Source organism: Pseudomonas pichavaramensis (assembly GCF_050473265.1).
Taxonomy (GTDB): Bacteria; Pseudomonadota; Gammaproteobacteria; order Pseudomonadales; family Pseudomonadaceae; genus Aquipseudomonas.
Map to the genome: position 1 here is coordinate 386,724 of NZ_JBJKFJ010000001.1, position 22,389 is coordinate 409,112.

Below are 22,389 nucleotides of genomic sequence, written 5' to 3' on the forward strand. Positions count from 1 at the left end.
TGGCGCCTTTGGTTGGTTGCGTCGCCCGGTGGTGATGGGCTCAGCTGGCCAGCAGCCAGACCCCGGCAGCTGCAGAAGCGCCACCTGCGATACGCACCAGCGGTGCCGCTGCTTGAGGCAGAAAACGCACCAGGGCGTAGCCGATAGCGTGCAGTGCCGCAGTGGCGACGATGAAACCGACGGCATAGGCGAAGGGGCTGGCCAGGTCCGGCAGTTCCAGGCCGTGGGCAACGCCGTGGCTGAGGGCGAATACGGCGGTCAGAGCCACGGATACGGCCATTGGCAGGCGAGCGGCCACGGCGACCAGCAGGCCGAAGGCCAGAACCGAGCCGGCAATGCCGGTTTCCATCAGCGGGATTTCCACGCCGGAGAAGCCGAACAGGCCGCCGATCAGCATGGTGCCAACGAAGGTCGCCGGCAGCGCCCAGCGGGCAGTGCCGCTTTGCTGTGCGGCCCACAGACCGACGGCGAGCATCGCCAGCAGGTGGTCCAGGCCGAAGACCGGGTGTGCCAGGCCGGCCATGATGCCGGAGTCACCATGGCCGGGGTGGGCGAATGCCAGTGCCGGGGTGCAGAACAGGGCGATCGCGTAGAGGGTTTTGCGCAGGTTCATGAATATCTCCTTGATGTTGGAATCAGGCTGCCGTGAGCATGCCCTGGCGTTCGATGAAGGCGATGATCTCGTCGAGACCCTGACCAACCTTCTGGTTGCTGAACACGAACGGCTTGTCGCCGCGCATTTTCAGAGTGTCGCGCTCCATGACCTCGAGCGAGGCGCCGACCATGGGCGCCAGGTCGACTTTGTTGATCACCAGCAGGTCGGACTTGCAGATGCCGGGGCCGCCCTTGCGCGGCAGCTTGTCGCCGGCAGAAACGTCGATCACGTACAGGGTCAGATCGGACAGCTCAGGGCTGAAGGTGGCGGACAGGTTGTCGCCGCCGGATTCGACGATGATCAGGTCCAGGCCGGGAAAGCGCCGGTTGAGCTGCTCGACGGCCTCGAGGTTGATCGAGGCATCTTCACGGATGGCGGTGTGCGGGCAGCCGCCGGTTTCCACGCCGATGATGCGCTCGGGCTCCAGGGCCTCGTTGCGCACCAGGAACTGGGCATCTTCCTGGGTGTAGATGTCGTTGGTGACCACGGCGATGTTGTAGCGCTCGCGCAGGGCGCGGCACAGGGCCAGGGTCAGAGCGGTCTTGCCGGAACCGACCGGGCCGCCGATACCGACGCGCAGGGGTTGGCTGTTCATCTGTGAATTCCTCATCAGGAGCGGAAGAGACGCGAGTACTGGCGCTCGTGCGCCATGCTCGCCAGGGTCAGGCCGAATGCGGCGCTGCCCCATTGTTCGGGTGGGAGAGCGGCGGTCTGCTGCTGCGCGCTATCGAGTTGCGGTAACAGGCGGCTGGTCAGGCGCTGGGCGGCCTGCTGGCCCAGCGGCAATACTTTCATCAGGACCGCCAGCTGGTTTTCCAGCCAACCCCAGAGCCAGGCGGCGAGGGCATCATCCGGGCTGATCTGCCAGGCGCGTGCCGCCAGTGCCCAGGCCAGTGCCAGACCCGGTTCCTCTTGGCTCTTCAGCTGGTCGCGGGCTGCTTCATCGAGCTCCGGTAGACCTTCGAGCAGTTGCCGCAGCGAGTAACCCATCTGCCGGCTCTCCAGCGCCAACTCGCGGGTTTCCCGGCTGGCGCGGTGTTGCTCGGCCAGCTCCTGCAGGCGAGGCCAGTCGCCTTCATGCGCTGCGCGGCAGTGAGCAAGCAGCAGCGGTGCTTCGAAGCGCGAGAGGTTGAGTAGCAGTTGATCGGCCAGCCAGCGTTCGGCGCTATCGGCTTCCTTGATCAGCCCGCTGTCGATGGCCCATTCCAGGCCTTGCGAGTAGCTGTAGCCGCCAATTGGCAGTTGCGGGCTGGCCAGGCGCAGCAGTGCCCACGCCGGTTTCATGGCTGAGCTCCGGTATGCATGGCGGGAGCGTGCAGCGTCACTTGCGCACACCGAATTGGTGCAGGCGCGGGCCGTAGTTGAATTCTTCGTCACCATGATGCGAGTGATGATGGCCACCACCATAGGCACCTTGCTCCGGTTGATAGGGCGCCTCCACGGCTTCGACCTTGGCACCGAGCTGTTCCAGCATGGCTTTGAGTACGTAGTCGTCAGGTAGGCGTAGCCAGCCGTCACCCAGTTGCAGTGCAACATGGCGGTTGCCCAGATGGTAGGCGGCGCGCATCAGTTCGAAGGGACTGGCGCAGGTGACGTGCAACAGCGGTTCGGCCTTGGCTCGCACACGGACGATGCGTCCATCCTTGGCCTGCAGGCATTCGCCGTCAGCCAGTGCTGGTTGGCCGCGTTCGAGAAACAGTCCGACTTCCTCACCGGTGGTGGTAAAGCAGCGCAGGCGGCTCTTGCTGCGGGCTTCGAAAGTCAGCTCCAGTTCGGCATCACAGGCAGGCTGTGCTGCGATTCGGGTGTGGATCACCAGCATGCGTATCTATTCCAGGGCAATGTGCCCGGAAATAGTGCAAGTGGCTTGCCAAGCACGCAGAGTGCCGCATCACGGCGCATGTGTAGCGGTTGTGGATAAGTTGGCTGTACGGTCGGGAACTATTTGGTGCGTCTGCGCGCTATTTGCACTGTTTTGGAGCTTTCAGGCGGATGGCTTGCCAAGGCCCAGCCAGTGCTTGCCGCCTACCATGATGAAGCGCAGCTGCTGGATGACCTTGGCCTCCGCGCTGAGGTGCGCGGGCAGCGTCTCGGCGGGTGGGTCGATCAGTTCGGGCAGCGTGGCGAACACGGTCTTGACCACCAGATCGGAGACGACGTCGAGCGCAGCTTCGTCGAGCTGCGGCATACGGTTCATCAGTTTTAGGTCGGCGGCCAGGTCGCTGGTGATGCGCTCGCGCAAGGCGCTGATGGCCTGGCGCACGGGCTGTGAGCCACCGTACTGCTCACGGGCGAGAAACAGGAACTGGGCATGATTGGCAGCCACCTCGGCGAGGAAGATGCGCACCGAGGCATCGATCATGCCGCGCATCTCGAACTCATGGCGACGCACCTGGCGGATGGCTGCGCGAAAGGTCTCGCCGACCTCCGCGACCAGAGCCAGGCCCAGTTCGTCCATGTCGGCGAAGTGGCGATAGAACCCGGTAGGCACGATGCCGGCAACGCGCGTCACTTCCCTCAGGCTCAGACTGCCGAAGCCGCGCCCACTCTCCATCAGGGTGAGTGCGGCGGCCATCAGGGACTGGCGGGTCTGCTGCTTCTGTTCAGCGCGTGGCGTCATGCGAAGTCGGGTCATTGAGCGATGCGGCACTCTAGCAAATGCGCAGCGCCAGCGTCGAACCATGCTGGGGCATAGTTCAGTGAACGATTGTTGACTGAAATGGAGTCGATCTGTCAGCCTTGTGAACAAGTGTTCACTGGAAATCGTCTGATGGTCCTGTTTCCTTTCTCATGGGTACGACGCCTGGCGCGAGCCCTGCAACCATTGCGATGGATGTGTGTGTCCGGCTGGTTACGCGAGGCGGATATCGATTTATGCCTGCGTTTGCTGCATCCGGCGTTGCGCCTTAATCGCGTCTTTGCTCGTGTCGAGGCGCGTCGCTGGGTGGCTGACGACATGCTCGCCCTGAGTCTTCGCTGTAACGGTAACGCCCACGGCTGGCGCGCTGGCCAGCATGTTCAGTTGTATCTGGAACAGGATGGGGTACGTCACGGACGTAGCTACAGCCTGACTTCGGTATCGGCAGATGGGCGTGTTGAGGTGGCGATCAAACGTCAGCCGGGCGGGCGTCTGTCCAGCCTGTTGCTTGATCATCTAGCGGTCGGTGAGGTGCTCGAGTTGGGGCAGGCATTCGGTGAGTTCGAGTGGCCGCAAGAGCAGGGTAGCGTGCTGTTGCTGGCTGCGGGTAGCGGAATCACGCCTTTGCTCGGTTTGCTGCGTGACGCTTTGAGTCGCGGTTTTGCTGCGCCAGTGACGCTCTTGCATCAGGTCCGTCTTCGTGGTCAACGCGCCTTTGTTGACGAGCTGAAGTCGCTGACAGCGAGCCACGCCAACTTTCGGGCGTATTGGGCCGTGAGTGGCGAGAGCGGCGATCGTCTGTCTGCCGAGCGGCTGGCGGCGTTGCCAGGTGAGCATCTGCTGATCTGTGGGCCGCGCGGCTTCGTCGACACGGCATGCGACTGGTGGCGCGAGGCCGGACGAGGCGCAAGCCTGCAGACGGAAAGCTTCAGTCCGCTGGCCGTGCTGGCTGACGAGGGCGCCGGTGAGGTTCGCCTGCGCTTCGCCCGTAGTCACTTGCATGTGTCGGTCAGCGGCAACGCCAGCCTGCTGGAGCACGCTGAGGCCAGCGGGTTGCATCCCGCTCACGGTTGTCGCCGGGGGATCTGCGCCAGCTGCACCTGTCTGTTGCTGGCCGGCACGGTGCGCGATATGCGCAGTGGTGAGTTGTTCGCCGAGTCCAACCAGCCCATCCGTCTGTGCGTGAGCGCAGCACATGGTGATGTGGAGATCGATCTATGAATGTGCGCCAGGACCGCGAGTTGAGCCCCGCTGAACTGCAGGCCTTCGGCCAGGAACTGGATGCTCTGCGCCAGCGCACCCTGGCCGATCTGGGCGCAGCCGATGCCCGTTATATCCGCCGGGTGCGCGGCGTTGTGCGGCTGTGTTGCTGGAGTGGGCGCGCGCTGCTGATGCTGGGCTGGTTCCCGCCGACCTGGCTGCTCGGCACGTTGCTGCTGGGCCTGGGCAAGATTCTCGAGAACATGGAACTGGGCCATAACGTCATGCATGGCCAGTACGATTGGATGAACGATCCGGAGTTCTCTGGACGTCAGTACGAGTGGGATATCGTCGGGCCGGCCGACTTCTGGCGGCATACCCATAACCACGTGCACCACACTTACACCAATGTGCTGGGCATGGATGATGACGTTGGCTATGGCGTGGTGCGCCTGTTTCCCGAACAGCGTTGGAAACCCTTCTATCGTTGGCAGCCGCTGTGGGTGACGATCCAGGCGTTGCTGTTCCAGTACGCCGTTGCGATTCAGCACTTGCGCCTGGACAAGCTGGTCAAGGGGCGCATCAGCGCAGATGAAGTACGTCCGCTGGCGCGTCAATTCGGCGCCAAGCTGGCGCGGCAGTGGGGCAAGGACTACCTGGTCTTCCCTATGCTGGCTTTGCTGCTTGGCGCCAACGTCATGGCCGTACTGGTGGGCAATGTGGTGGCCAACCTGCTGCGTAATCTGTGGACCTTCCTGGTGATCTTCTGTGGTCACTTCACCGAGAAGGCGGCGGTATTTGCACCCGAAGTCCTGCAGGGAGAGACGCGCGGGCACTGGTACCTGCGCCAGTTGCGCGGTTCGAGCAATCTGTCCGGTGGGCCGTTGCTGCATATCTTGACCGGCAACCTCAGCCACCAGATCGAGCATCACCTGTTCCCCGATTTGCCGGCGCGACGTTATGCCGAGTTGGCCCGCGAAGTGCGGCTGATCTGCGCTCGCTATGGCCAGCTCTACAATTGCGGCAGTTTGTGGGCGCAGTTCGCTAGCGTGTTGAGGCGTATCTGGATCTACCGCCTGCCGACATTGGACCAGCTTGAGCGATAGCGCTGTCCCACGGGAATGAAAAAGCCCGGCCTACGCCGGGCTTGGGGATGTAGCAATAACTCAGGCAGTGTGCCCGTGCTGCTCGATCAAACGATCAGCGCCACCTTCTGCCAATTGCAGACGTTGCGCTCCAGGCGTGCGCTCGTAGCCGCCTTCGGCCAGCTGGACGCGCTGTGCGCCCGGGGTGCGTTCATATCCACCTTCTACCAATTGGAAGCGTTGGGCGCCTGGGGTACGTTCGGAACCGCCTTCGGCCAGTTGGATGCGCTGAGCACCGGGGGTGCGGTCGGAGCCGTCCTCGGCAAGCTGGATACGCTGAATGCCAGGGGTGCGTTCGGAACCGTTCTCGGCCAGCGGTTCAACGGGTTGTTGTTGCACCTGGCTTTCTTTGGCTTCGCCAATCAAGGGGAAGGGGGCGCTGCTCGGAGCGGCGAAAATGTTGGTGGTCATCAGGCTCAGGGCCAGGGCAGCGAGGGTCAGTTGGCTTTTCATGTCGATGTCTCCGTAGGGAGTAGTAAGTAGCGTCGGAGTCAATTCTCGAAGACATCGGCGTGGATAAGAACTTGACTGGCCTGATAGTGAACATCGATATCCGCAATACTTGTTTGCAACGCTCTAGATCGGTGCTTTCGGTGTGGCGTTGGGATGCCGGGCAAATGTGCGCAGAGGCATCGCGCTTCGGATTGCTCAGGCGTATCCTTGGCGCCCTTTGCGGGTTGTGGTTGATCCGCCCTCTTCAGCAGTTTCCGGAGGCAGGCCCAGCATGCTCGCGGTACAGGCAATTCTGCCGATCTTCACTCTGATCGTTCTCGGCTACCTGCTTGGCTGGCGCCAATGGCTCACTGCTGAGTCGGCGGCGGGGCTGGCCAACATCACCTTCAAGCTGTTCATGCCTACCCTGCTGTTCGCCGGTATCGCCAAGGCATCGCTGGCCGAGGGGCTGTCGCCGGTGTTGCTGCTGGCCTATTACCTGCCCGTGTTACTGGTGTTCTTTCTGGTCAATCTGCTGGCGCACTGGCGGCGTGGGACGGCTACGCCGCTGGGACTGGTTGCGGCGTTCTCCAACAACGTGCTGGTGGGCATTCCACTGATCGCCAGCCTGATGGGCAATGACGGGCTGCTGTATGTCTTCGCCATTCTGGTTTTCCACAGCCTCACGTTGTTTTCCCTGCAGAGTTTCTATGCGGCATTCGGCAGTCAGGAGCGGATCGATGGCCGCGCGCTGCTGAAGAACCTGGCCAACCCGATGATCATTGGTCTGCTGTTGGGCGCGCTGCTCAATCTTTCCGGGTTGGTTGTACCAGACAGCCTGTGGCGCGCAGTGACCTGGCTGGGGCAGGCCGCATTGCCCTGCGCGTTGATCGTGCTCGGTGCCAGCCTGTCCCGCTATCGCCTGCGTCCGACGGGCGAGGCCTGGGGCGTGGCATTGGCCAAGCTGTTGGTTTTTCCGGCTCTGGTCTGGTGGCTCAGCGGCCTTTTGCCTGGGCTCAACGAGACCGCGCGCAGCGTGTTGGTACTACTGGCTGCCTGCCCCAGCGGAGTGAACGTGATGGCGTTTGCCCGCACCGCCGAAGACAACCGCAGTGTCAGTGCGGCGATTTCACTCTCCACGCTCCTGGCGGCGCTTTCGCTGCCGCTGTGGATGCTGCTGGTGGGGTTCTAGCCGCGTCGTCTGCGCCACCAGCCAGGCTACCCTCGGGGCATGGATACCTGCTCCTTGCGGGGCATGCAGGGCCCCTTTCCAGTCGAGCCAAGATCTGCCAGCGCTCGCCCCGGTATGAAGAGCGGCGCGTGCCCGGAGAGATGACCCGTCGCGCACCGTCGCGGTGCTCTTGGCCTTTCTCTGGATCGGAAGCGTGACTCCATCATTTTCCAAGTCTTTGATTCTATTCGAGTAGGTGTCGCCCGATCAGGGCTGGCGCGTTTCCTGCTATGGCTCGGCGGGGCGGTTGGCTTTGGCGAATCTTCGTCTAGGCTGACGGGATAACAAACAAAAAAGCAGGAAACTGCATGCGCAACGGCATCAGAGCTTTCGTCCGGGTCGTGGACGCATTCAACCGGCGGGTTGGGCGTTTCGCCATGTACCTCATCTTCGCCATGCTGGCGGTGTTGTTGTACTCCTCCATCAGCAAGACCTTCTTCACTCCCTCGATCTGGACTCTGGAAAGTGCCCAGTTCCTGATGGTCGCCTACTTCCTGCTGGGCGGCGCCTATTCCATGCAGCTTGATGCCCACGTACGCATGGACCTGGCCTACGGCCACTGGTCGCCGCGCACGCGCGCCATCGTCGATGTCGTCACCATCACCCTGCTGATTTTCTACCTGGTGATGCTGCTGGTCGGCGGTATCTCCTCCACCGACTACGCCATCGAATACAAGGAGACCAGCTACTCGGCCTGGTCGCCCTACATGGCGCCGATCAAGATCATCATGTGCTTCGGTATCTTCCTCATGCTGATGCAGGCGATTGCGACCTTCTTCAAGGATCTGTACGCCGCCCGTGGGGAGACACTCTGATGAGCTACGAGCTGATCGCGCTGTTGATGTTCTCCTCGATGATGTTGCTGTTGCTGACCGGCAAGCGCGTATTCGGCGCCATCGGTTTCGTTGCGGCCGCCGCTGCGTTGCTGATGTGGGGGGACGGCGGCTCGGAAATGGCGTTCAGCGCGGCGATGAAGCTGATGAAGTGGTATCCGCTGCTGACCCTGCCGATGTTCGTGTTCATGGGCTACATGCTCTCCGAATCGGGGATCGCCGAAGACCTCTACAAGATGTTCCACGTCTGGATGGGACCGCTGCCGGGCGGCCTCGCCATCGGCACCATCTTCCTGATGGTGGCGATCTCGGCGATGAACGGCCTGAGCGTCGCAGGGATGGCCATCGGTGCCAGCATTGCCCTGCCCGAGCTGCTGCGGCGTGGCTACGACAAGATCATGATCACCGGTGTGATCCAGGCCGGCAGCTCCCTCGGCATTCTCATCCCGCCCAGCGTGGTGCTGGTGCTCTACGGCATGATCGCGCGCCAGCCGGTGGGCCAGCTGTGGCTGGCCGGGGCTATTCCCGGCCTGATGATGGCCGCCATGTTCATGCTCTATATCGCCGTGCGCTGTCGCTTGCAGCCTCGTCTCGGCCCGCCATTGGCGGCGGCCGAGCGTGAGCAGATCAGCATGCAGGAAAAGCTGCGCCTGCTCAGTGCCGGCCTGGTGCCGATCTTCATCTTCCTGTCGATGACCGGACTGTTCCTCATGGGCTACACCAGCCTGGTGGAAAGCTCGGCGGTCGGTGCCGCGGCAGCGACCCTGGCGGCACTGTTCAAGCGGCGGCTGACCGGCAAGGTGATGGAAGAGACCCTGCGCAAGACGCTTGCCATCAGTTGCATGTTCATGTGGATCATTCTCGCCGCCCTGTGCTTTGGCGCGGTGTTCGACGGCCTCGGCGCGGTCAAGGCCATCGAGCGCTTCTTCGTCGACAGCCTGCACCTGGGACCCTGGCAGATTCTCATCCTGATGCAGGTCTCGTTCATCCTGATGGGCATGTTTCTCGACGACACCGCCATGCTGGTCATCGTCGCGCCGCTTTACGTACCGCTAGTGGGCGCCCTGGGTTTCGATCTGATCTGGTATGGCGTGCTCTATACCATCACCTGCCAGATCGCCTACATGACCCCGCCGTTCGGCTACAACCTGTTCCTCATGCGGGCGATGGCGCCGCCCGAAGTGACCCTGCGCGATATCTACGTCTCGGTCATACCCTTCGTCATCATCATGGCGCTGGCGCTGACACTGGTCATGGTCTTCCCGCAGCTGGCGCTGTGGTTGCCGCAACTGCATTACGGCGGCTAAGCGGAAATCGGCGCGTCCTGCGCGTCAGCAGTCGAGCCGGCTTGCCCGGCCACTGGTAAGGCCGCGGGGCTCCCTGCGGCATAGAGCGGTTGTATTGCATCTGCATCGACACCAAGGAGAGAACAGCATGAGTTCGAGACGCGATTTCCTCAAGACTGCCGCTGTCGGCACCGCAGCACTCGGTTCGGCGCATATCTACGCCGCCGAGCCGGCGAAGATTACCTGGCGCCTGCAAACCTATGCCGGTGCGGCACTGGCCGAGCACGTGATCAAACCGTCGATCGACGCCTTCAACAAGGCGGCCAACGGTCAGATGGAGATCCAGTTGTACTTCGCTGACCAATTGGTGCCGACCGGCGAACTGTTTCGCGCCATGCAGCGCGGCACCATCGACGCAGTACAGAGCGACGACGATTCGATTGCCGCGCCGGTGGACGTCTCCGTGTTCGGCGGCTACTTCCCCTTCGCCACTCGTTACAGCCTGGATGTACCGGTGCTGTTCGAGCAATACGGCCTCAACGAGATCTGGGCCGAGGCCTACGGTGAAGTCGAGGGCGTGACCTGGCTTGGCGCCGGTGCCTGGGACCCTTGCCACTTCGCGACCGTTGAACCTGTCAGAAAACTCGATGACTTGAAGGGCAAGCGTATTTTCACCTTCCCCACGGCGGGCAAGTTCCTCTCGCGTTTCGGCGTCATTCCGGTGACCCTGCCCTGGGAAGATGTCGAGGTGGCGATCCAGACCGGGGAGCTGGATGGCATCGCCTGGTCCGGCATCACCGAGGACTACACCGTCGGTTGGGCCAACGTGACCAAGTACTTCCTGACCAACAACATCTCCGGCGCCTGGTGTGGTTCCTACTTCGCCAACTCGGAAAAATGGGAGCAAGTCCCGGAGCATCTGAAAACCCTGTTCAAACTGTGCATGGATAGCTCCAACTACTACCGCCAGCACTGGTACTGGGGCGGCGAGGCGCAGCTGCGCGTCGAGGGCGGCAAGCTGGAGCTGACCTCCATCCCCGCCGAGGAATGGGCCACGGTAGAAGCCGAGGCGCAGAAGTTCTGGGACGAGATCGCCAAGACCAGCCCGCGTTGCGCCAAGGTGGTGGATATCTTCAAGAAGTACAACGCACTGATGGCCAAGGCGGGAGCGCCTTATCGCTGATTTCGATCGTTACTGACCCTGACAGCATGCCCGCAGCTCACCCTGCGGGCTTTTTTCAGGCTTCGCCGATCAGTCCCGTTCTCTGCCGCGCTGCAAATTTTCCCGAGCCAGGGCGGTAAATGCCTTGAGCGCCGCAGACGGATTGCGTCTGTTCGGGTAGTACAGACACAGGTCATCTCTCGGCGGCGTCCAGTCCTGCAGTACCCGCTGCAGCTTGCCAGTGTCGAGCTCCGCCTGGACGTCCTGCTCCATCAACAGTCCGAGTGCCATGTTCGCGTGCACGATGGCCTTGGCCACGCCCGGCTCATCTACGGTGAATCGACCGTCGACATCGAGTCTGACCATCTCGCCGGACTGCTCGAAATACCAGGGATAGAGGGCGCCATTGGGCAGCCGGATGCGCAGGCATTCATGCTGCTTGAGGTCGGTCGGCTTCTTCGGTACGCCGTGCTCGGCGAAGTACGCCGGTGTGCCAACCACGGCATAGCGCTGGGCCTGGCCCAGGGAGATGACGATCATGTCATGCGGGATCAGGTTGGCGGCGCGCACGCCAAGATCGAAACCCTCGGCGACCACGTCCACCAGGCGTTCCTCTGTCACCAGGTCGATATGGACACGCGGATGGCGGTTCGCGAACTCCAGTATCAGCGGCAAAAGCGCCGTACGCGCCGCGCTGGCGAACGCGTTGATTCTGATGACTCCAGCTGGCTCGGCGTTGTGTGCGCGAACCATTTCAAGTGCGCTGCGTAGGGTCTGCAAGGCTGGCTCCACCTGCTCCAGATAGCGCCTGCCCGATTCCGTCAGCGACACGCTGCGTGTGGTGCGATTGAACAGACGTGTCTGCAGATTTGCCTCCAGCTTGGCGATGGTATTGCTCAGTGCCGTGGTGGACACATCCAAGTCTATGGCTGCCTGACGAAACGAGGCGCGGCGGGCCACGGCCAGGACCGCCTCCAGCTCATGCAGGGAGAGGCGTGAATCGCGCATCGAATTATCCTGATTTCAGGGATTGGTCATCAAGTTTGTTCCAATTGAGCAAATTATCCACTGCGGGGCAAGATCATAGTCCTCAAGCCTGACCCCAGTGAGAGGACATGAAATGATGAACCTGCAATTGCCCAGTGCCGTTAAGGGCTATTTCGAGATCAGCAACGGCGACGACATCTCCCGTATCGCGACATGTTTCTGTGCAGATGCCCGAGTGTTGGATGAAAACAGAATGCATCGCGGAATCGAGGCCATCGAATCCTGGCAGTTGGCCGCTCGGCAGGCGTTCACTTACCGTGTGGAGCCGCTAGAGGTGACCGATGCCAACGGCAAACTGCAGGTCACGGCGCTGGTGCGCGGCGACTTTCCTGGCAGTCCGCTGACGCTCAAGCATGTATTCGGGCTTCGTGACGGACGGATCAGCACGCTGGAGATCGCGCCATGATGAACCTGGAGCTTGTCGGTAAGCGGGTCCTGGTTACCGGTGGAACCAAGGGCGTCGGGCGCGAGGTGGTTCGCTTGTTCCGTGCCGAGGGGGCACGCGTGCTGACGTCGGCGCGTCAGGCCGATGATGCCTTGCCGCCGGACATGTTCGTTCAGGCCGACCTTTGCACCCCTGAAGGCTGCGAGGCGCTGGTGGAGGCGACCCGGCAACGGCTGGGAGCTGTAGACGTGATCGTGCATGTCCTGGGCGGCTCATCTGCTCCCGCTGGAGGTTTTGCGGCACTGGACGACGCCCATTGGCAGCGGGAGCTCGATCTGAATCTGTTTCCGGCCATTCGCCTGGATCGGGCGTTGCTTCCGGACATGCTGCGACGTGCTCAGGGCGTGATCATTCATGTGACATCCATCCAGAGCCGCTTGCCGTTGCCCGAGGCGACCACCGCTTATGCTTCAGCTAAAGCTGCACTTTCGACTTACAGCAAATGTTTATCGAAAGAGGTCTCGGCACAAGGCGTGCGGGTCGTGAGGGTGGCCCCGGGGTGGATCGAAACCGAGGCGTCGATCGCGTTGGCCGAACGGCTGGCGGAGGAGGCGGGTACCGACTACGAAGGCGGTAAGCGCCTCATCATGGAGGCGCTGGGAGGTATTCCGCTCGGCCGCCCGGCGAAGCCGTCGGAGGTCGCCGAGCTCATCGCCTTCCTCGCATCACCTCGTGCGGCATCCATCACCGGTAGCGAGTTTCTCATCGACGGTGGCACGGTCCCGACCACCTAGTGCGGGCGGTGCGCAGTCACCGCCTGGCTCCGTAGCTGCTAATTTTCCGCTCTGTACCTGCCATCCCGGCAATCCTGTACCACACTCTATTGGCCTGAAACGGACGCTTTACCAAGCGTCGTGCTGCGCTCGTGCGTCGTCGGCCTTGCCTGGCCGGTCATGGAGGCCCAGCCGTTCGCTTAACCCGCCCACGATAAAAACAAGAGATACAGGGGTTAGCATGTTCAAACCACGGGATGTAAAGACCCTGGGCGATGCCCGGCGCATCGTCGAGGAGCGCGGCCTGAGTCATGTGAAGGTCGGTCTGTTCGATAACGACGGGGTGATGCGCGGCAAGTACATGAGCCGCAGCAAGTTTTTCTCCGCCCTCGAGCACGGTTTCGCCTTTTGCGATGTGGTGCTCGGCTGGGACGTCAAGGATCAGCTCTACGACAACACCCAGTACACCGGCTGGCACAGCGGCTATCCGGATGCGCCGGTGCGCATCCTGCCGCATACCTGTCGCGAGATCCCCTTCGAGGACGGCATGTTGCTGTTTCTCGCCGAATTCGATCAGCAGGCCGAGGCCGTGTGCCCGCGCGGCACGTTACGACGGGTGATCGAACGCTGCCACGCCTTGGGCTTCGAGCCCTATGCGGCGCTGGAATACGAGTTCTTCATGTTCGACGAGACGCCGGAGTCGGCACGGGCCAAGGGCTTTCGTGATCTCAAGCCGTTCACGCCGGACTGGTTCGGCTATTCGATGATCCGTAACTCGGTGCATGCCGAGCTGTATCACCAGATCCTCGAGATGGGCGAGGCGATGGATTTTCCCATCGAGGGCCTGCATACCGAGACCGGTCCCGGCGTACTGGAGGCGGCCATCGCCTATGACCGCGCCGAGGCGGCGGCGGACAAGGGCGCGCTGTTCAAAACCTTCATGAAGGTACTGGCCCAGCGCAACGGGCTGATGGCCACCTTCATGGCCAAGTGGTCGGGCAAGTATCCGGGGCAGAGCGGGCATATTCACGTTTCGCTGCGTGACCGCAGGACGGACAAGTCGGCGTTCTACGATCCGGATCAGGCGCACAACATGAGCAAGTTGCAGCGGCATTTCCTCGCCGGGCAGCAGCGCCTGATGCCGGAGTTCCTGTGCATGGTGGCGCCAACGCTGAACAGCTACCGGCGCCTGATCCCCGGTTTCTGGGCTCCCACCGATGCCACTTGGGGCGTGGAGAACCGCACCGCAGCGCTGCGGGTGATACCTGGTAGCGACAAGTCGCAGCGCCAGGAATATCGCCTGGGCGCCGCTGACGGCAACCCGTTCCTGGCCCTTTCGGTGGCCATCGGCTCAGGGCTGTATGGCGTCATGCAGGAGTGGGAGCCAACCGAACCGGTCAGCGGCAACGCCTACGCGGTCAAGCACCCCGAGGCGTTGGCTTTGCCGCGCACGCTGTGGGACGCCGCCCAGCGCTTGAAAGGTTCACAGGCGGCGCGCGAGCTGTTCGGTGATGCCTTTGTCGAGCACTTTGCCGCCAGCCGCGAATGGGAAGAGCGCGAGTACCGGCGCCATGTCAGCGATTGGGAGCTGGATCGCTACTTCGAAATCATCTGATTTCACGTCCGTACCCCGGATGTAATCCGGGGCGGTATTCGTCGAGTGTTCCCGGATTGCATCCGGGCTACGCAGGCAAGATTCGTGGAGCACCTTATGAGCAAGCTGCAATGCATTTCCCCCATCGATGGCTCGGTCTACGTCGAGCGTCATCTGGCCTCCAATCCCGAGGTGCTGGTCGCCCTGGCCCAGGCCGAGCTGGCGCAGCAGGCCTGGAAGCAGACGCCGCTGCGCGAGCGCATCGCCATCGGCCGGCGCGCCATCGATGCCTTCGCCGCACGTGAGGCGCAACTGGCCGAGGAGCTGTGCTGGATGATGGGCCGGCCGATCCGCTACGCGGCTGGCGAAATTCGTGGTTTCGTCGAGCGCGCCAGCCATATGGCGGATATCGCCGAGGGCTCGCTGGCCGATATCCGCCTGCCGGACAAGGCCGGCTTCACCCGTTTCATCCGTCGCGAACCGCTGGGCCTGGCGTTGGTCATCGCGCCCTGGAACTACCCCTACCTGACCGCGGTGAACGCGGTGATGCCGGCGCTGCTGGCCGGCAACGTGGTGCTGCTCAAGCACTCGGCGCAGACGCCGCTGTGCGCCGAGCGCATGGTCGAAGCCTTCGTCGAGGCGGGCTTGCCCGAAGGGGTGTTCCAGTACCTGCATCTGAGCCACGGCGATACCGAAGCACTGATTCGTTCGCCGAGTATCGACCACGTCGCCTTCACCGGTTCGGTGCCGGGCGGTGCCATGGTCGAGCGTGCGGCCGCCGGGCGTTTCATCAGCGTCGGGTTGGAGCTGGGCGGCAAGGATCCGGCTTACGTCAGGGCCGACGCCGACCTGCAGCATGCGGTGGAGACCGCCATCGACGGCGCTTTCTTCAACTCCGGGCAGTCCTGCTGTGGTATCGAGCGCATCTATGTGCACGAATCGTTGTTCGATGAGTTCGTCGAGCGCGCCGTGGCACTGGTGCGTCAGTATAAGCTGGGCCGCCCGGATGATCAGGAGACCACTCTGGGGCCATTGGTACGGGCCGACGCTGCCGATTTCGTCCGTGGCCAGATCGCCGAAGCCATCGCGCAGGGCGCCAGGGCGCATATCGATCCGGCCGAGTTTCCCCTGGATGCGCCTGGCACGCCCTACCTGGCGCCGCAGGTGCTGACCCATGTCGACCACGAAATGCGCGTGATGACCGAGGAAACCTTCGGGCCGGTGGTGGGCATTCAGAAGGTCGCCAGCGACGAAGAAGCGCTAGCGCTGATGAACGACAGCGAATTCGGTCTGACCGCGGCGATCTTCAGTCGTGATGTCGAAACGGCCCTGGCCCTGGCTGACCGGGTGGAGGCCGGCACGGTGTTTCTCAACCGCTGCGACTACCTCGACCCTGGCCTGGCCTGGACCGGTGTGAAGCATTCCGGGCGAGGTTGCACCTTGTCGCGGATCGGTTACGAGCAGCTGACCCGGCCGAAATCCTTCCACTTCAAGACGCAGCTGTGAGGTGCAAGATGACTCTCGATCAGTACCGCATGAACTGGAACTACCCCACCTCGATGCGCGTAGGCGTCGGCCGCATCAGTGAGTTGGCCGAGGCCTGTCGCCAACTCGGTATGCGCGCACCGCTGCTGTGCACCGACCCTGGTCTGGCGGCGCTGCCGATGATCGATGCAGCCTTGCGCCAGTGTCGTGACGCGGGGCTCAAGGCGGGACTGTTCTCGGCGATCAAGGGCAATCCTACCGGCGCCAACGTGATGGACGGCGTGGCTGCGTTCAAGGCCGGGGGGTATGACGGGGTGATCGCCTTCGGCGGCGGTTCGGCACTGGATGCCGGCAAGGCCATTGCCATGATGGTCGGCCAGGAGCGGCCGCTGTGGGATTTCGAGGATGTCGGCGACAACGCCAGTCGGGTCAATGTCGCCGGCATGGCACCGGTGGTGGCGGTGCCGACCACCGCCGGCACCGGCTCGGAAGTTGGGCGAGCTTCGGTGATCACCGATGATGCTGCACATATCAAGCGCATCATCTTTCATGCGCGGATGTTGCCGGCATTGGTGATTCTCGACCCGGAATTGACCGTCGGCCTGCCGGCGAAGATCACCGCCGCAACCGGCATGGATGCCTTGTCGCATAGCCTGGAAGCCTTCTGCTCGCCGCTGTTCCATCCCATGGCCGAGGGGATTGCCCTGGAAGGCATGCGTCTGGTCCAGCAGTACCTGCCGCGAGCGGTAAGCCAAGGTACGGATGTCGAGGCGCGCTTGCAGATGCTGGTGGCCTCGAGCATGGGCGCCACCGCCTTTCAGCGCGGCCTCGGCGCCATGCATGCACTGGCCCATCCGCTGGGTGCGTTGTACGACGCTCATCATGGCCTGCTCAATGCAGTGCTGATGCCTTATGTGTTGGTGGCCAATCGCGGTGCCATCGAAGCGCAGATGGAGAAGATGGCGCGTTACCTGGCGCTGCCTGGCAGCGGCTTCGAGGCGGTGCTGGAGTGGGTGCTGGCGCTGCGTAGCGAAGTGGGTATTGCCCACAGCCTGGGCGAAATCGGTATCGACGATGGGCGTCTCGAGCAGGTCGGCCAGATGGCCGAAGTGGACCCGTCAGCCGGCACCAACCCCATCACCTATACGGCCAAGCAGTACGGCGCGTTGTTCGACAAGGCGCTGCGTGGGGTGTTATAGGTCACAGGCGAAGCGCTGCAAGCACCCTGCGTCACGCTGGCGCAGAAGCCCGGCCAGGGCAGCTTTCGTCGCAAATAGGTAAGCGAAGGTCGCTTGTCTGCCGCTACGCTGGAGATAGAAGGCCAAAGTATCAGCCTCAGGTTTCGAATAAAAACGATAAGACTGATAACCGATAACACGGAATGGAGCATCTCAAACATGAAAAGACGTGATCTGATCAAGACCGCCGCAACCGGACTCGCCGCCGCCCCTCTGGCAATGGGCGCAACCTTCGCCAATGCCGCCGTCAATCTGCGCATGCAGACCTACTGGGGCAAAGAGGCCAACGACGTTTTCAACGCTTTCGTCAACGACGTGAAAGTCGCCTCCAACGACGAGCTGCGCATCCGTCGTTACACCGGCAGCTCGCTGGTACCGGATGCTGAAATGTTCCAGGCTGTCGGCAAGGGCACCATCGACATGTGCCAGGGTTACGCCGGTTACTGGCCGGGCCAGCTGGATATCGCTTCGATCGAGGCCGGCCTGCCGGGCGCCTGGACCAATTACGACGAAGCCATGTACGTCATGGAGACCAAGGGCCTGATCGGTCTGATCCGCGAAGCCTACGCCGAGCACAACGTTCACTACCTGGGCCCAATCATGGGCGGTCCTTTCGACCTGTTGACCAAGCAGCCGGTGAACAGCCTGGATGACCTGAAGAAAATGAAGATTCGCGCGACCCCGAGCGTGGCGAAGATCCTTCAGCAGTTCGACATCCCGACCGTGTTCCTGCCTGGCTCCGAGCTCTATGTCGGCCTGAGCACCGGCACCATCGACGGTGTCATCTACGCCGGTACCAACGAGTACCTGTCGATGAAACTCTACGAAGCGGCCAAGTACTACACGGCGTTGAACATGGTCAGCCCGGGCTATACCGACCAGATTCTGGTCAACATGGACAAGTGGAAAGGACTGACCGACGAGCAGCGCAAATGCATCGAGCTGGGCTTCGCCAACCACGCCAGCAAGATGCACACCTGGATGGTCAGCGGTTCGATCGATGCGTCCACCACCGGCCATTTCGAGATGAGCGCGCTGCCGCCGGAAGATTCTGCCCGTCTGCGCAAGGCCGCAGAGGTCATCTGGGAAGAGGAAGCGGCCAAGTCCGAACGTAACAAGAAAGCCATCGACATTCTCAAGGAAGCCGCCAAGGCTACCGGGAGAGCCTGATGACGGGGATATCTCGCTTGCTCGATGCAATCGACGGGATATCCGAATTCACTGGCAAGGCCATCTGCTGGATGTGCCTTGCCATGATCGGCGTCCTCCTGTACGAAATCGCAGCTCGTTATTTTTTCCTCAGCCCGACCTCCTGGGCGCACGAAAGCACCACCATGCTCTACGGCACCTTCTGCATCCTCGCTGGCGCCTATACCCACCGGCATCAGGCGCATGTACGCAGCGAGGTGATCTATCACCTGCTGACAATACGTACCCGTGCGGTTCTGGATGTCATCACCGGTGGCATCATGCTGGTGATCTTCAGCGTGTTCTTCTACATCGCCTGCCAATTCGCGCTGGATTCCTGGCAGAACCAGGAGGTGTCATCGAAGAGTACCTGGGGCGTGCCGATCTACCCGTTCAAGACCATGTTGCCGCTGGGCGTAGGCCTGGTGCTGCTGCAGAGCATCGCGCACTGGATTCGGGACCTGCGCGTGGCTTTCAACCTGACAGCCGAGAAAGCCTGAAGGCCAATACCGGATCAGCAAGGGCCGTGTCCCTGCCGGCTGCCGATGCTCCGGTCCGCGTCGCCGCACCTGCAGGCGTGCGTCGACCCATTCGCAAATGGCCTAACCAAAGGGCGCACTGACGCCTGATAACGCAAGGTTTACAAAGGAATTCAAGGTGACAGAACTTGATCCGTTACTCGTGACCGCCGGCATGTTCGGCGCCATGTTCATCATGTTGATGCTCGGGGCGCCGCTGGCTTGGTCACTACTCAGCGTAGGCGTGGTGTTCGCCTACTTCCTCTGGGGCACCGGTGGCCTCGAGCTGTTGGCCATCAGTTCGTTCGATGCGATGGACAACTTCCTCTTGGTGGCATTGCCCTTGTTCATCTTCATGGGGTTGATGCTGGAGAGATCAGGTATCACCGACGATCTGTTCGAGATGATGAACAAGCTGATGGGCCAGATCCCCGGTGGGCTGGGCATCGGTACCGTCATCATCTGCGCATTGATCGCCGCGATGGCCGGTGTGTCCGGCGCTGCGACCGTCAGCCTCGGCGTGATCGCGTTGCCCGCCATGCTCAAGCGCGGTTATGACAAACGACTGGTGACCGGCACCATCATGGCCGGTGGTGCATTGGGCTTTCTGATCCCGCCCAGCGTATTGATGATCCTGTATGCCTTCCTGGCGCGGGAGTCGGTTGGCAAGTTGTTCGCCGCCGGTTTGATGCCGGGGCTGATGCTGGCTGGCATCTATATTCTCTACATCCTGATCCGCAGCCGTATCAATCCTGCGCTGGCACCGCCCGTTCCGCAGGAGCAGCGGATCGGGGCGCTGGACAAACTCAAGTCGCTCAAGGCACTGATCCTGCCGGGGGCGCTGATCTCGACGGTGCTCTACTGCATCATTTCCGGTATCACCGCACCCTCGGAAGCGTCCGCCATCGGCGCCTTCGGTGCCATCGTCTGCGCTGCGATCTATCGCACGCTGAGCTGGTCGATGCTCAAGGATGTGTTGATCAGCACCACCCGCCTGATGGGTATGCTGATCTGGATTACCATTGCGGCGATCTTCTTCAGCAAGGTGTACATCGGCCTCGACGCGGGCTTCCTGCTGCAGGACATCATTCAGGATGCCGACCTGTCGCCGATGTGGGTCATCATCATGATGCTGGCCTGCTACTTCGTGCTGGGCATGTTCCTCGACGACTTCGCCATCGTCTTCATCACGGTGCCGTTGTTCGTGCCGATCGTCGAGTCCCTGGGCTTCGACACCATCTGGTTCGCAGTGCTGTTCATCGTCAGCATGCAGTCGGCCTACCTGACGCCGCCGTTTGGTTACAACCTGTTCTACATGCGCTCGGTGGCGCCACCTGAGATCACCATCTACGACCTGTACAAGGCGGCCATTCCGTTCATCGTGCTGCAGATCATTGGCCTCGGCCTGCTGTTGGCCTTCCCGCAGATTGCGCTCTGGCTGCCGGAAACGCTGTACGGGCCGTGAGTCGGCTGTGCTTGTCAGCAAAGCAAAAGGGGCCTTCGGGCCCCTTTCGTTTTTGTGCGGCGGATTGTCGTCAAGCGTCGTTTTGCGCCGCTTGCAGCGCTGGTGCCGCGTAGATGCCCACTTCCACTGCCAGCTCCATCACGCGTGGCAGGTCGCTGGTGTACACCAGTACTGCCTGGAGCTCGTCGTCCAGTGGCTCGCTCAGGTCCAGCAGCGTGTAGCCGCCGGTTTCCGGCGACAGCGCCGAGAGTTGCACCTGGATGCGGTTGAGCGCCTTCAGCGGCTCGGTCTTGGCCAGTTGCTTGGCCTTGAGCACGAACTGCACCTGCGGGCCGAAGGATTCGGTGATGCGCTGGAACAGCTCTTCATAGCTGTCGGCCTGGAACAGCACGGTGTCCGGCAGGCTGCCGATCACAACCCATTCACCCAGCGGGATGGGGAAGTCGTCGTCGTAGTTGATGTCCGGATTGGCGGCGAGGAAGGCCGCCGGATCGGCATAGGCCTGCGCGGCCTCGTCGGCGATACGGGCGATCTCGTCCTCGGCCAGGCAGCCGGAGCTTATCTTGGCGATCAGTTCTTCCAGCTGGGCTTTCATCGGGGCATTCCTCGGTTATTCGGTGGGGCGGCAAGCATAACTTAGAGTGATGAAGTGAGCTTGCGAGCTAGAGCCATGCAAGGCGAAAACAGGCGAGGAAGCGGAGTGTACTTTTGTACATGAGCATTCCGAGCCTGTTTTCAACGCAGCAGGGCCGACGCGCAGCCGCTAACTAGCCGTAGCGCTTCTTGGCCTCGATGGCCAGGCCACTACCAATGCTGCCGAAGGTATTGCCCTCGACGCTGCGGGCGTTGGGCAGCATCGCCGCCACGCTCTGGCGCAGCGCCGGCACGCCGCTGGAGCCGCCGGTGAAGAACAGCGTGTCGACCTGATCGGCGCGCACGCCGGCGTCGCTGAGCAGCTGCTCGAGGCTGGCGCGGATGCGCGTCAGCAGCTGTTCGATGGACTCCTCGAACAGCCCGCGGGTCAGTTCGGCAATCAGCCCCGGCTCGATCCGCGCCAGGTCGATCGGCCTTGCGTCCTGCTCGCTGAGGGCGATCTTGCTGTCTTCCACCTGCATCGCCAGCCAGTGCCCGGCGCGCTGTTCGATGAGGCTGAACAGGCGGTCGATGCCGGTGGCGTCGACGATGTCGTAGCGCATGTTCTGCAGGGCCAGCTGGGTCTTCTGCGCGTACAGCGCGTTGATGGTGTGCCAGGTGGCCAGGTTGAGGTGGTAGCTGGTGGGCATGAAGGCGTCGCTCTTCATCCGGCTGCCGTAGCCGAACAGCGGCATCACCCCGGACAGCGACAGCTGCTTGTCGAAGTCGGTACCGCCGATGTGCACGCCGCCGGTGGCGAGGATGTCCTGCTGGCGTTCGGCCAGGTGATGGCGCTCCGGCGCCAGGCGCACCAGGGAAAAGTCCGAGGTACCGCCGCCGATGTCGACGATCAGCACCAGCTCCTCGCGCTGCAGCGTCGACTCGTAGTCGAAGGCCGCGGCAATCGGCTCGAACTGGAACGACACGTCCTTGAAACCGAGCTTGTGCGCCACGGCCACCAGGGTGTTCTGCGCTTCCTGGTCGGCGGCCGGGTCGTCATCGACGAAGAACACCGGGCGGCCCAGCACCACTTCCTCGAAGCTGCGTTCGGCATGGGCTTCGGCGCGCTTTTTCAGCTCGCCGATAAAGAACCCGAGCAGGTCCTTGAACGGCAGCGCGCTGCCCAGCACGGTGGTTTCGCTTTTCAGCAGCTTGGAGCCGAGCAGGCTCTTCAGCGAGCGCATCAGGCGCCCTTCGTAGCCTTCCAGGTACTCGTGCAGGGCCAGGCGGCCGTAGACCGGGCGGCGTTCTTCGGTGTTGAAGAAGATCACCGAGGGCAGGGTGATCTTGCCGTCCTCCAGCGCCAGCAGGTTGTCGTGGCCGGGCCGCAGCCAGCCGACGGTGGAGTTGGAGGTGCCGAAGTCGATGCCGCAGGCGCGGGCGGGAGTGGAAAAGGACATGTTACGCGTAGCCAGAAAGATTACCGGGAAGAGTGACGACGTCGCATGGCGACGACCCGGAGCGTGGTCACCAAGGCAGGC

At 62.4% G+C, this 22,389-nt stretch carries 23 protein-coding genes; 14 read left to right on the forward strand and 9 right to left on the reverse strand.

The features are described from left to right. Positions 1-40: 40 nt before the first annotated feature. The 5 genes from ACJRW5_RS01675 to ACJRW5_RS01695 form a co-directional block, all read right to left on the reverse strand. Entirely contained in the window at positions 41-613 is a 573-nt protein-coding gene (locus tag ACJRW5_RS01675) for a HupE/UreJ family protein (RefSeq protein ID WP_484568800.1), read from the reverse strand. A gap of 22 nt (positions 614-635) precedes the next feature. Then, the gene (gene ureG, locus ACJRW5_RS01680; protein ID WP_013713893.1) at positions 636-1,250 is read right to left on the reverse strand and encodes an urease accessory protein UreG; all 615 of its coding nucleotides are present in this window, start codon (positions 1,248-1,250) and stop codon (positions 636-638) included. Between the two features lie 14 nt (positions 1,251-1,264). Next, positions 1,265-1,939: an urease accessory protein UreF gene (locus tag ACJRW5_RS01685; protein WP_484568801.1), complete on the reverse strand. Its 675-nt coding sequence runs from the start codon at positions 1,937-1,939 to the stop codon at positions 1,265-1,267. A 37-nt stretch (positions 1,940-1,976) separates the two neighbouring features. Further along, the gene (gene ureE / locus ACJRW5_RS01690) at positions 1,977-2,477 is read right to left on the reverse strand and encodes an urease accessory protein UreE (RefSeq protein ID WP_484568802.1); all 501 of its coding nucleotides are present in this window, start codon (positions 2,475-2,477) and stop codon (positions 1,977-1,979) included. Between the two features lie 162 nt (positions 2,478-2,639). Further along, positions 2,640-3,275 (reverse strand): TetR family transcriptional regulator, encoded by a 636-nt coding sequence (locus tag ACJRW5_RS01695; protein ID WP_484569136.1) that lies wholly within the window; start codon positions 3,273-3,275, stop codon positions 2,640-2,642. A gap of 150 nt (positions 3,276-3,425) precedes the next feature. Here ACJRW5_RS01695 and ACJRW5_RS01700 point away from each other — a divergent pair, with 150 nt between their 5' ends. Continuing rightward, entirely contained in the window at positions 3,426-4,514 is a 1,089-nt protein-coding gene (locus tag ACJRW5_RS01700) for a ferredoxin reductase (protein ID WP_484568803.1), read from the forward strand. Continuing rightward, a complete protein-coding gene (locus ACJRW5_RS01705) occupies positions 4,511-5,599 on the forward strand; it encodes a fatty acid desaturase family protein (protein WP_484568804.1) in 1,089 nt (362 codons plus the stop codon). Before ACJRW5_RS01700 ends, ACJRW5_RS01705 begins: the two co-directional genes overlap by 4 nt. Before the next feature lie 60 nt (positions 5,600-5,659). Here ACJRW5_RS01705 and ACJRW5_RS01710 read toward each other — a convergent pair whose 3' ends face one another. Next, positions 5,660-6,091 (reverse strand): hypothetical protein, encoded by a 432-nt coding sequence (locus tag ACJRW5_RS01710; protein ID WP_484568805.1) that lies wholly within the window; start codon positions 6,089-6,091, stop codon positions 5,660-5,662. 271 nt (positions 6,092-6,362) lie between these two features. Between ACJRW5_RS01710 and ACJRW5_RS01715 the strand changes: the two genes are divergently transcribed. The 4 genes from ACJRW5_RS01715 to dctP (ACJRW5_RS01730) all read left to right on the forward strand — a co-directional run bounded on the left by ACJRW5_RS01715 (position 6,363) and on the right by dctP (ACJRW5_RS01730) (position 10,603). Next, positions 6,363-7,262: an AEC family transporter gene (locus ACJRW5_RS01715; RefSeq protein WP_484568806.1), complete on the forward strand. Its 900-nt coding sequence runs from the start codon at positions 6,363-6,365 to the stop codon at positions 7,260-7,262. Between the two features lie 347 nt (positions 7,263-7,609). Next, positions 7,610-8,116, forward strand: coding sequence for a TRAP transporter small permease subunit (locus ACJRW5_RS01720; RefSeq protein ID WP_484568807.1), 507 nt, complete (start codon positions 7,610-7,612; stop codon positions 8,114-8,116). Continuing rightward, entirely contained in the window at positions 8,116-9,441 is a 1,326-nt protein-coding gene (locus tag ACJRW5_RS01725; protein WP_484568808.1) for a TRAP transporter large permease, read from the forward strand. Before ACJRW5_RS01720 ends, ACJRW5_RS01725 begins: the two co-directional genes overlap by 1 nt. A 127-nt stretch (positions 9,442-9,568) precedes the next feature. After that, entirely contained in the window at positions 9,569-10,603 is a 1,035-nt protein-coding gene (gene dctP / locus ACJRW5_RS01730; RefSeq protein ID WP_484568809.1) for a TRAP transporter substrate-binding protein DctP, read from the forward strand. Between the two features lie 69 nt (positions 10,604-10,672). On the opposite strand, the gene ACJRW5_RS01735 is transcribed toward dctP (ACJRW5_RS01730), so the two are convergent. Then, positions 10,673-11,590, reverse strand: coding sequence for a LysR substrate-binding domain-containing protein (locus ACJRW5_RS01735; protein WP_484568810.1), 918 nt, complete (start codon positions 11,588-11,590; stop codon positions 10,673-10,675). Between the two features lie 112 nt (positions 11,591-11,702). Here ACJRW5_RS01735 and ACJRW5_RS01740 point away from each other — a divergent pair, with 112 nt between their 5' ends. The 8 genes from ACJRW5_RS01740 (at position 11,703) to ACJRW5_RS01775 (ending at position 20,275) form a co-directional block, all read left to right on the forward strand. Further along, positions 11,703-12,035: a nuclear transport factor 2 family protein gene (locus ACJRW5_RS01740; protein ID WP_484568811.1), complete on the forward strand. Its 333-nt coding sequence runs from the start codon at positions 11,703-11,705 to the stop codon at positions 12,033-12,035. Continuing rightward, positions 12,032-12,808 carry an SDR family oxidoreductase gene (locus tag ACJRW5_RS01745; protein WP_484568812.1) on the forward strand — a complete coding sequence of 259 codons (777 nt, stop codon included), beginning with the start codon at positions 12,032-12,034 and terminating at the stop codon, positions 12,806-12,808. Before ACJRW5_RS01740 ends, ACJRW5_RS01745 begins: the two co-directional genes overlap by 4 nt. Before the next feature lie 220 nt (positions 12,809-13,028). Further along, on the forward strand, positions 13,029-14,402 hold the full coding sequence (locus tag ACJRW5_RS01750; protein ID WP_484568813.1) for a glutamine synthetase family protein: 1,374 nt from the start codon (positions 13,029-13,031) through the stop codon (positions 14,400-14,402). A gap of 96 nt (positions 14,403-14,498) precedes the next feature. Further along, positions 14,499-15,887 (forward strand): aldehyde dehydrogenase family protein, encoded by a 1,389-nt coding sequence (locus tag ACJRW5_RS01755; protein ID WP_484568814.1) that lies wholly within the window; start codon positions 14,499-14,501, stop codon positions 15,885-15,887. An 8-nt stretch (positions 15,888-15,895) separates the two neighbouring features. Then, a complete protein-coding gene (locus tag ACJRW5_RS01760) occupies positions 15,896-17,065 on the forward strand; it encodes an iron-containing alcohol dehydrogenase (RefSeq protein ID WP_484568815.1) in 1,170 nt (389 codons plus the stop codon). A gap of 198 nt (positions 17,066-17,263) precedes the next feature. After that, positions 17,264-18,274: a TRAP transporter substrate-binding protein DctP gene (gene dctP / locus ACJRW5_RS01765; RefSeq protein ID WP_484568816.1), complete on the forward strand. Its 1,011-nt coding sequence runs from the start codon at positions 17,264-17,266 to the stop codon at positions 18,272-18,274. Beyond that, positions 18,274-18,792: a TRAP transporter small permease subunit gene (locus ACJRW5_RS01770; RefSeq protein ID WP_484568817.1), complete on the forward strand. Its 519-nt coding sequence runs from the start codon at positions 18,274-18,276 to the stop codon at positions 18,790-18,792. The genes dctP (ACJRW5_RS01765) and ACJRW5_RS01770 overlap by 1 nt, the downstream gene beginning before the upstream one ends. Before the next feature lie 157 nt (positions 18,793-18,949). After that, entirely contained in the window at positions 18,950-20,275 is a 1,326-nt protein-coding gene (locus ACJRW5_RS01775) for a TRAP transporter large permease (protein WP_484568818.1), read from the forward strand. Between the two features lie 70 nt (positions 20,276-20,345). On the opposite strand, the gene ACJRW5_RS01780 is transcribed toward ACJRW5_RS01775, so the two are convergent. After that, positions 20,346-20,870, reverse strand: coding sequence for a hypothetical protein (locus tag ACJRW5_RS01780; RefSeq protein WP_484568819.1), 525 nt, complete (start codon positions 20,868-20,870; stop codon positions 20,346-20,348). 172 nt (positions 20,871-21,042) lie between these two features. Continuing rightward, complete coding sequence (locus tag ACJRW5_RS01785) at positions 21,043-22,308, reverse strand: Hsp70 family protein (protein ID WP_484568820.1); 1,266 nt, start codon at positions 22,306-22,308, stop codon at positions 21,043-21,045. Positions 22,309-22,389 lie beyond the last annotated feature (81 nt).

Coding starts and splice junctions, on each gene's coding strand:
- ACJRW5_RS01675 (WP_484568800.1), bottom strand. CDS start 613: ATGAACCTGCGCAAAACCCTCTACGCGATCGCCCTGTTCTGCACCCCG.
- ureG (WP_013713893.1), bottom strand. CDS start 1,250: ATGAACAGCCAACCCCTGCGCGTCGGTATCGGCGGCCCGGTCGGTTCC.
- ACJRW5_RS01685 (WP_484568801.1), bottom strand. CDS start 1,939: ATGAAACCGGCGTGGGCACTGCTGCGCCTGGCCAGCCCGCAACTGCCA.
- ureE (WP_484568802.1), bottom strand. CDS start 2,477: ATGCTGGTGATCCACACCCGAATCGCAGCACAGCCTGCCTGTGATGCC.
- ACJRW5_RS01695 (WP_484569136.1), bottom strand. CDS start 3,275: ATGACGCCACGCGCTGAACAGAAGCAGCAGACCCGCCAGTCCCTGATG.
- ACJRW5_RS01700 (WP_484568803.1), top strand. CDS start 3,426: ATGGTCCTGTTTCCTTTCTCATGGGTACGACGCCTGGCGCGAGCCCTG.
- ACJRW5_RS01705 (WP_484568804.1), top strand. CDS start 4,511: ATGAATGTGCGCCAGGACCGCGAGTTGAGCCCCGCTGAACTGCAGGCC.
- ACJRW5_RS01710 (WP_484568805.1), bottom strand. CDS start 6,091: ATGAAAAGCCAACTGACCCTCGCTGCCCTGGCCCTGAGCCTGATGACC.
- ACJRW5_RS01715 (WP_484568806.1), top strand. CDS start 6,363: ATGCTCGCGGTACAGGCAATTCTGCCGATCTTCACTCTGATCGTTCTC.
- ACJRW5_RS01720 (WP_484568807.1), top strand. CDS start 7,610: ATGCGCAACGGCATCAGAGCTTTCGTCCGGGTCGTGGACGCATTCAAC.
- ACJRW5_RS01725 (WP_484568808.1), top strand. CDS start 8,116: ATGAGCTACGAGCTGATCGCGCTGTTGATGTTCTCCTCGATGATGTTG.
- dctP (WP_484568809.1), top strand. CDS start 9,569: ATGAGTTCGAGACGCGATTTCCTCAAGACTGCCGCTGTCGGCACCGCA.
- ACJRW5_RS01735 (WP_484568810.1), bottom strand. CDS start 11,590: ATGCGCGATTCACGCCTCTCCCTGCATGAGCTGGAGGCGGTCCTGGCC.
- ACJRW5_RS01740 (WP_484568811.1), top strand. CDS start 11,703: ATGATGAACCTGCAATTGCCCAGTGCCGTTAAGGGCTATTTCGAGATC.
- ACJRW5_RS01745 (WP_484568812.1), top strand. CDS start 12,032: ATGATGAACCTGGAGCTTGTCGGTAAGCGGGTCCTGGTTACCGGTGGA.
- ACJRW5_RS01750 (WP_484568813.1), top strand. CDS start 13,029: ATGTTCAAACCACGGGATGTAAAGACCCTGGGCGATGCCCGGCGCATC.
- ACJRW5_RS01755 (WP_484568814.1), top strand. CDS start 14,499: ATGAGCAAGCTGCAATGCATTTCCCCCATCGATGGCTCGGTCTACGTC.
- ACJRW5_RS01760 (WP_484568815.1), top strand. CDS start 15,896: ATGACTCTCGATCAGTACCGCATGAACTGGAACTACCCCACCTCGATG.
- dctP (WP_484568816.1), top strand. CDS start 17,264: ATGAAAAGACGTGATCTGATCAAGACCGCCGCAACCGGACTCGCCGCC.
- ACJRW5_RS01770 (WP_484568817.1), top strand. CDS start 18,274: ATGACGGGGATATCTCGCTTGCTCGATGCAATCGACGGGATATCCGAA.
- ACJRW5_RS01780 (WP_484568819.1), bottom strand. CDS start 20,870: ATGAAAGCCCAGCTGGAAGAACTGATCGCCAAGATAAGCTCCGGCTGC.
- ACJRW5_RS01785 (WP_484568820.1), bottom strand. CDS start 22,308: ATGTCCTTTTCCACTCCCGCCCGCGCCTGCGGCATCGACTTCGGCACC.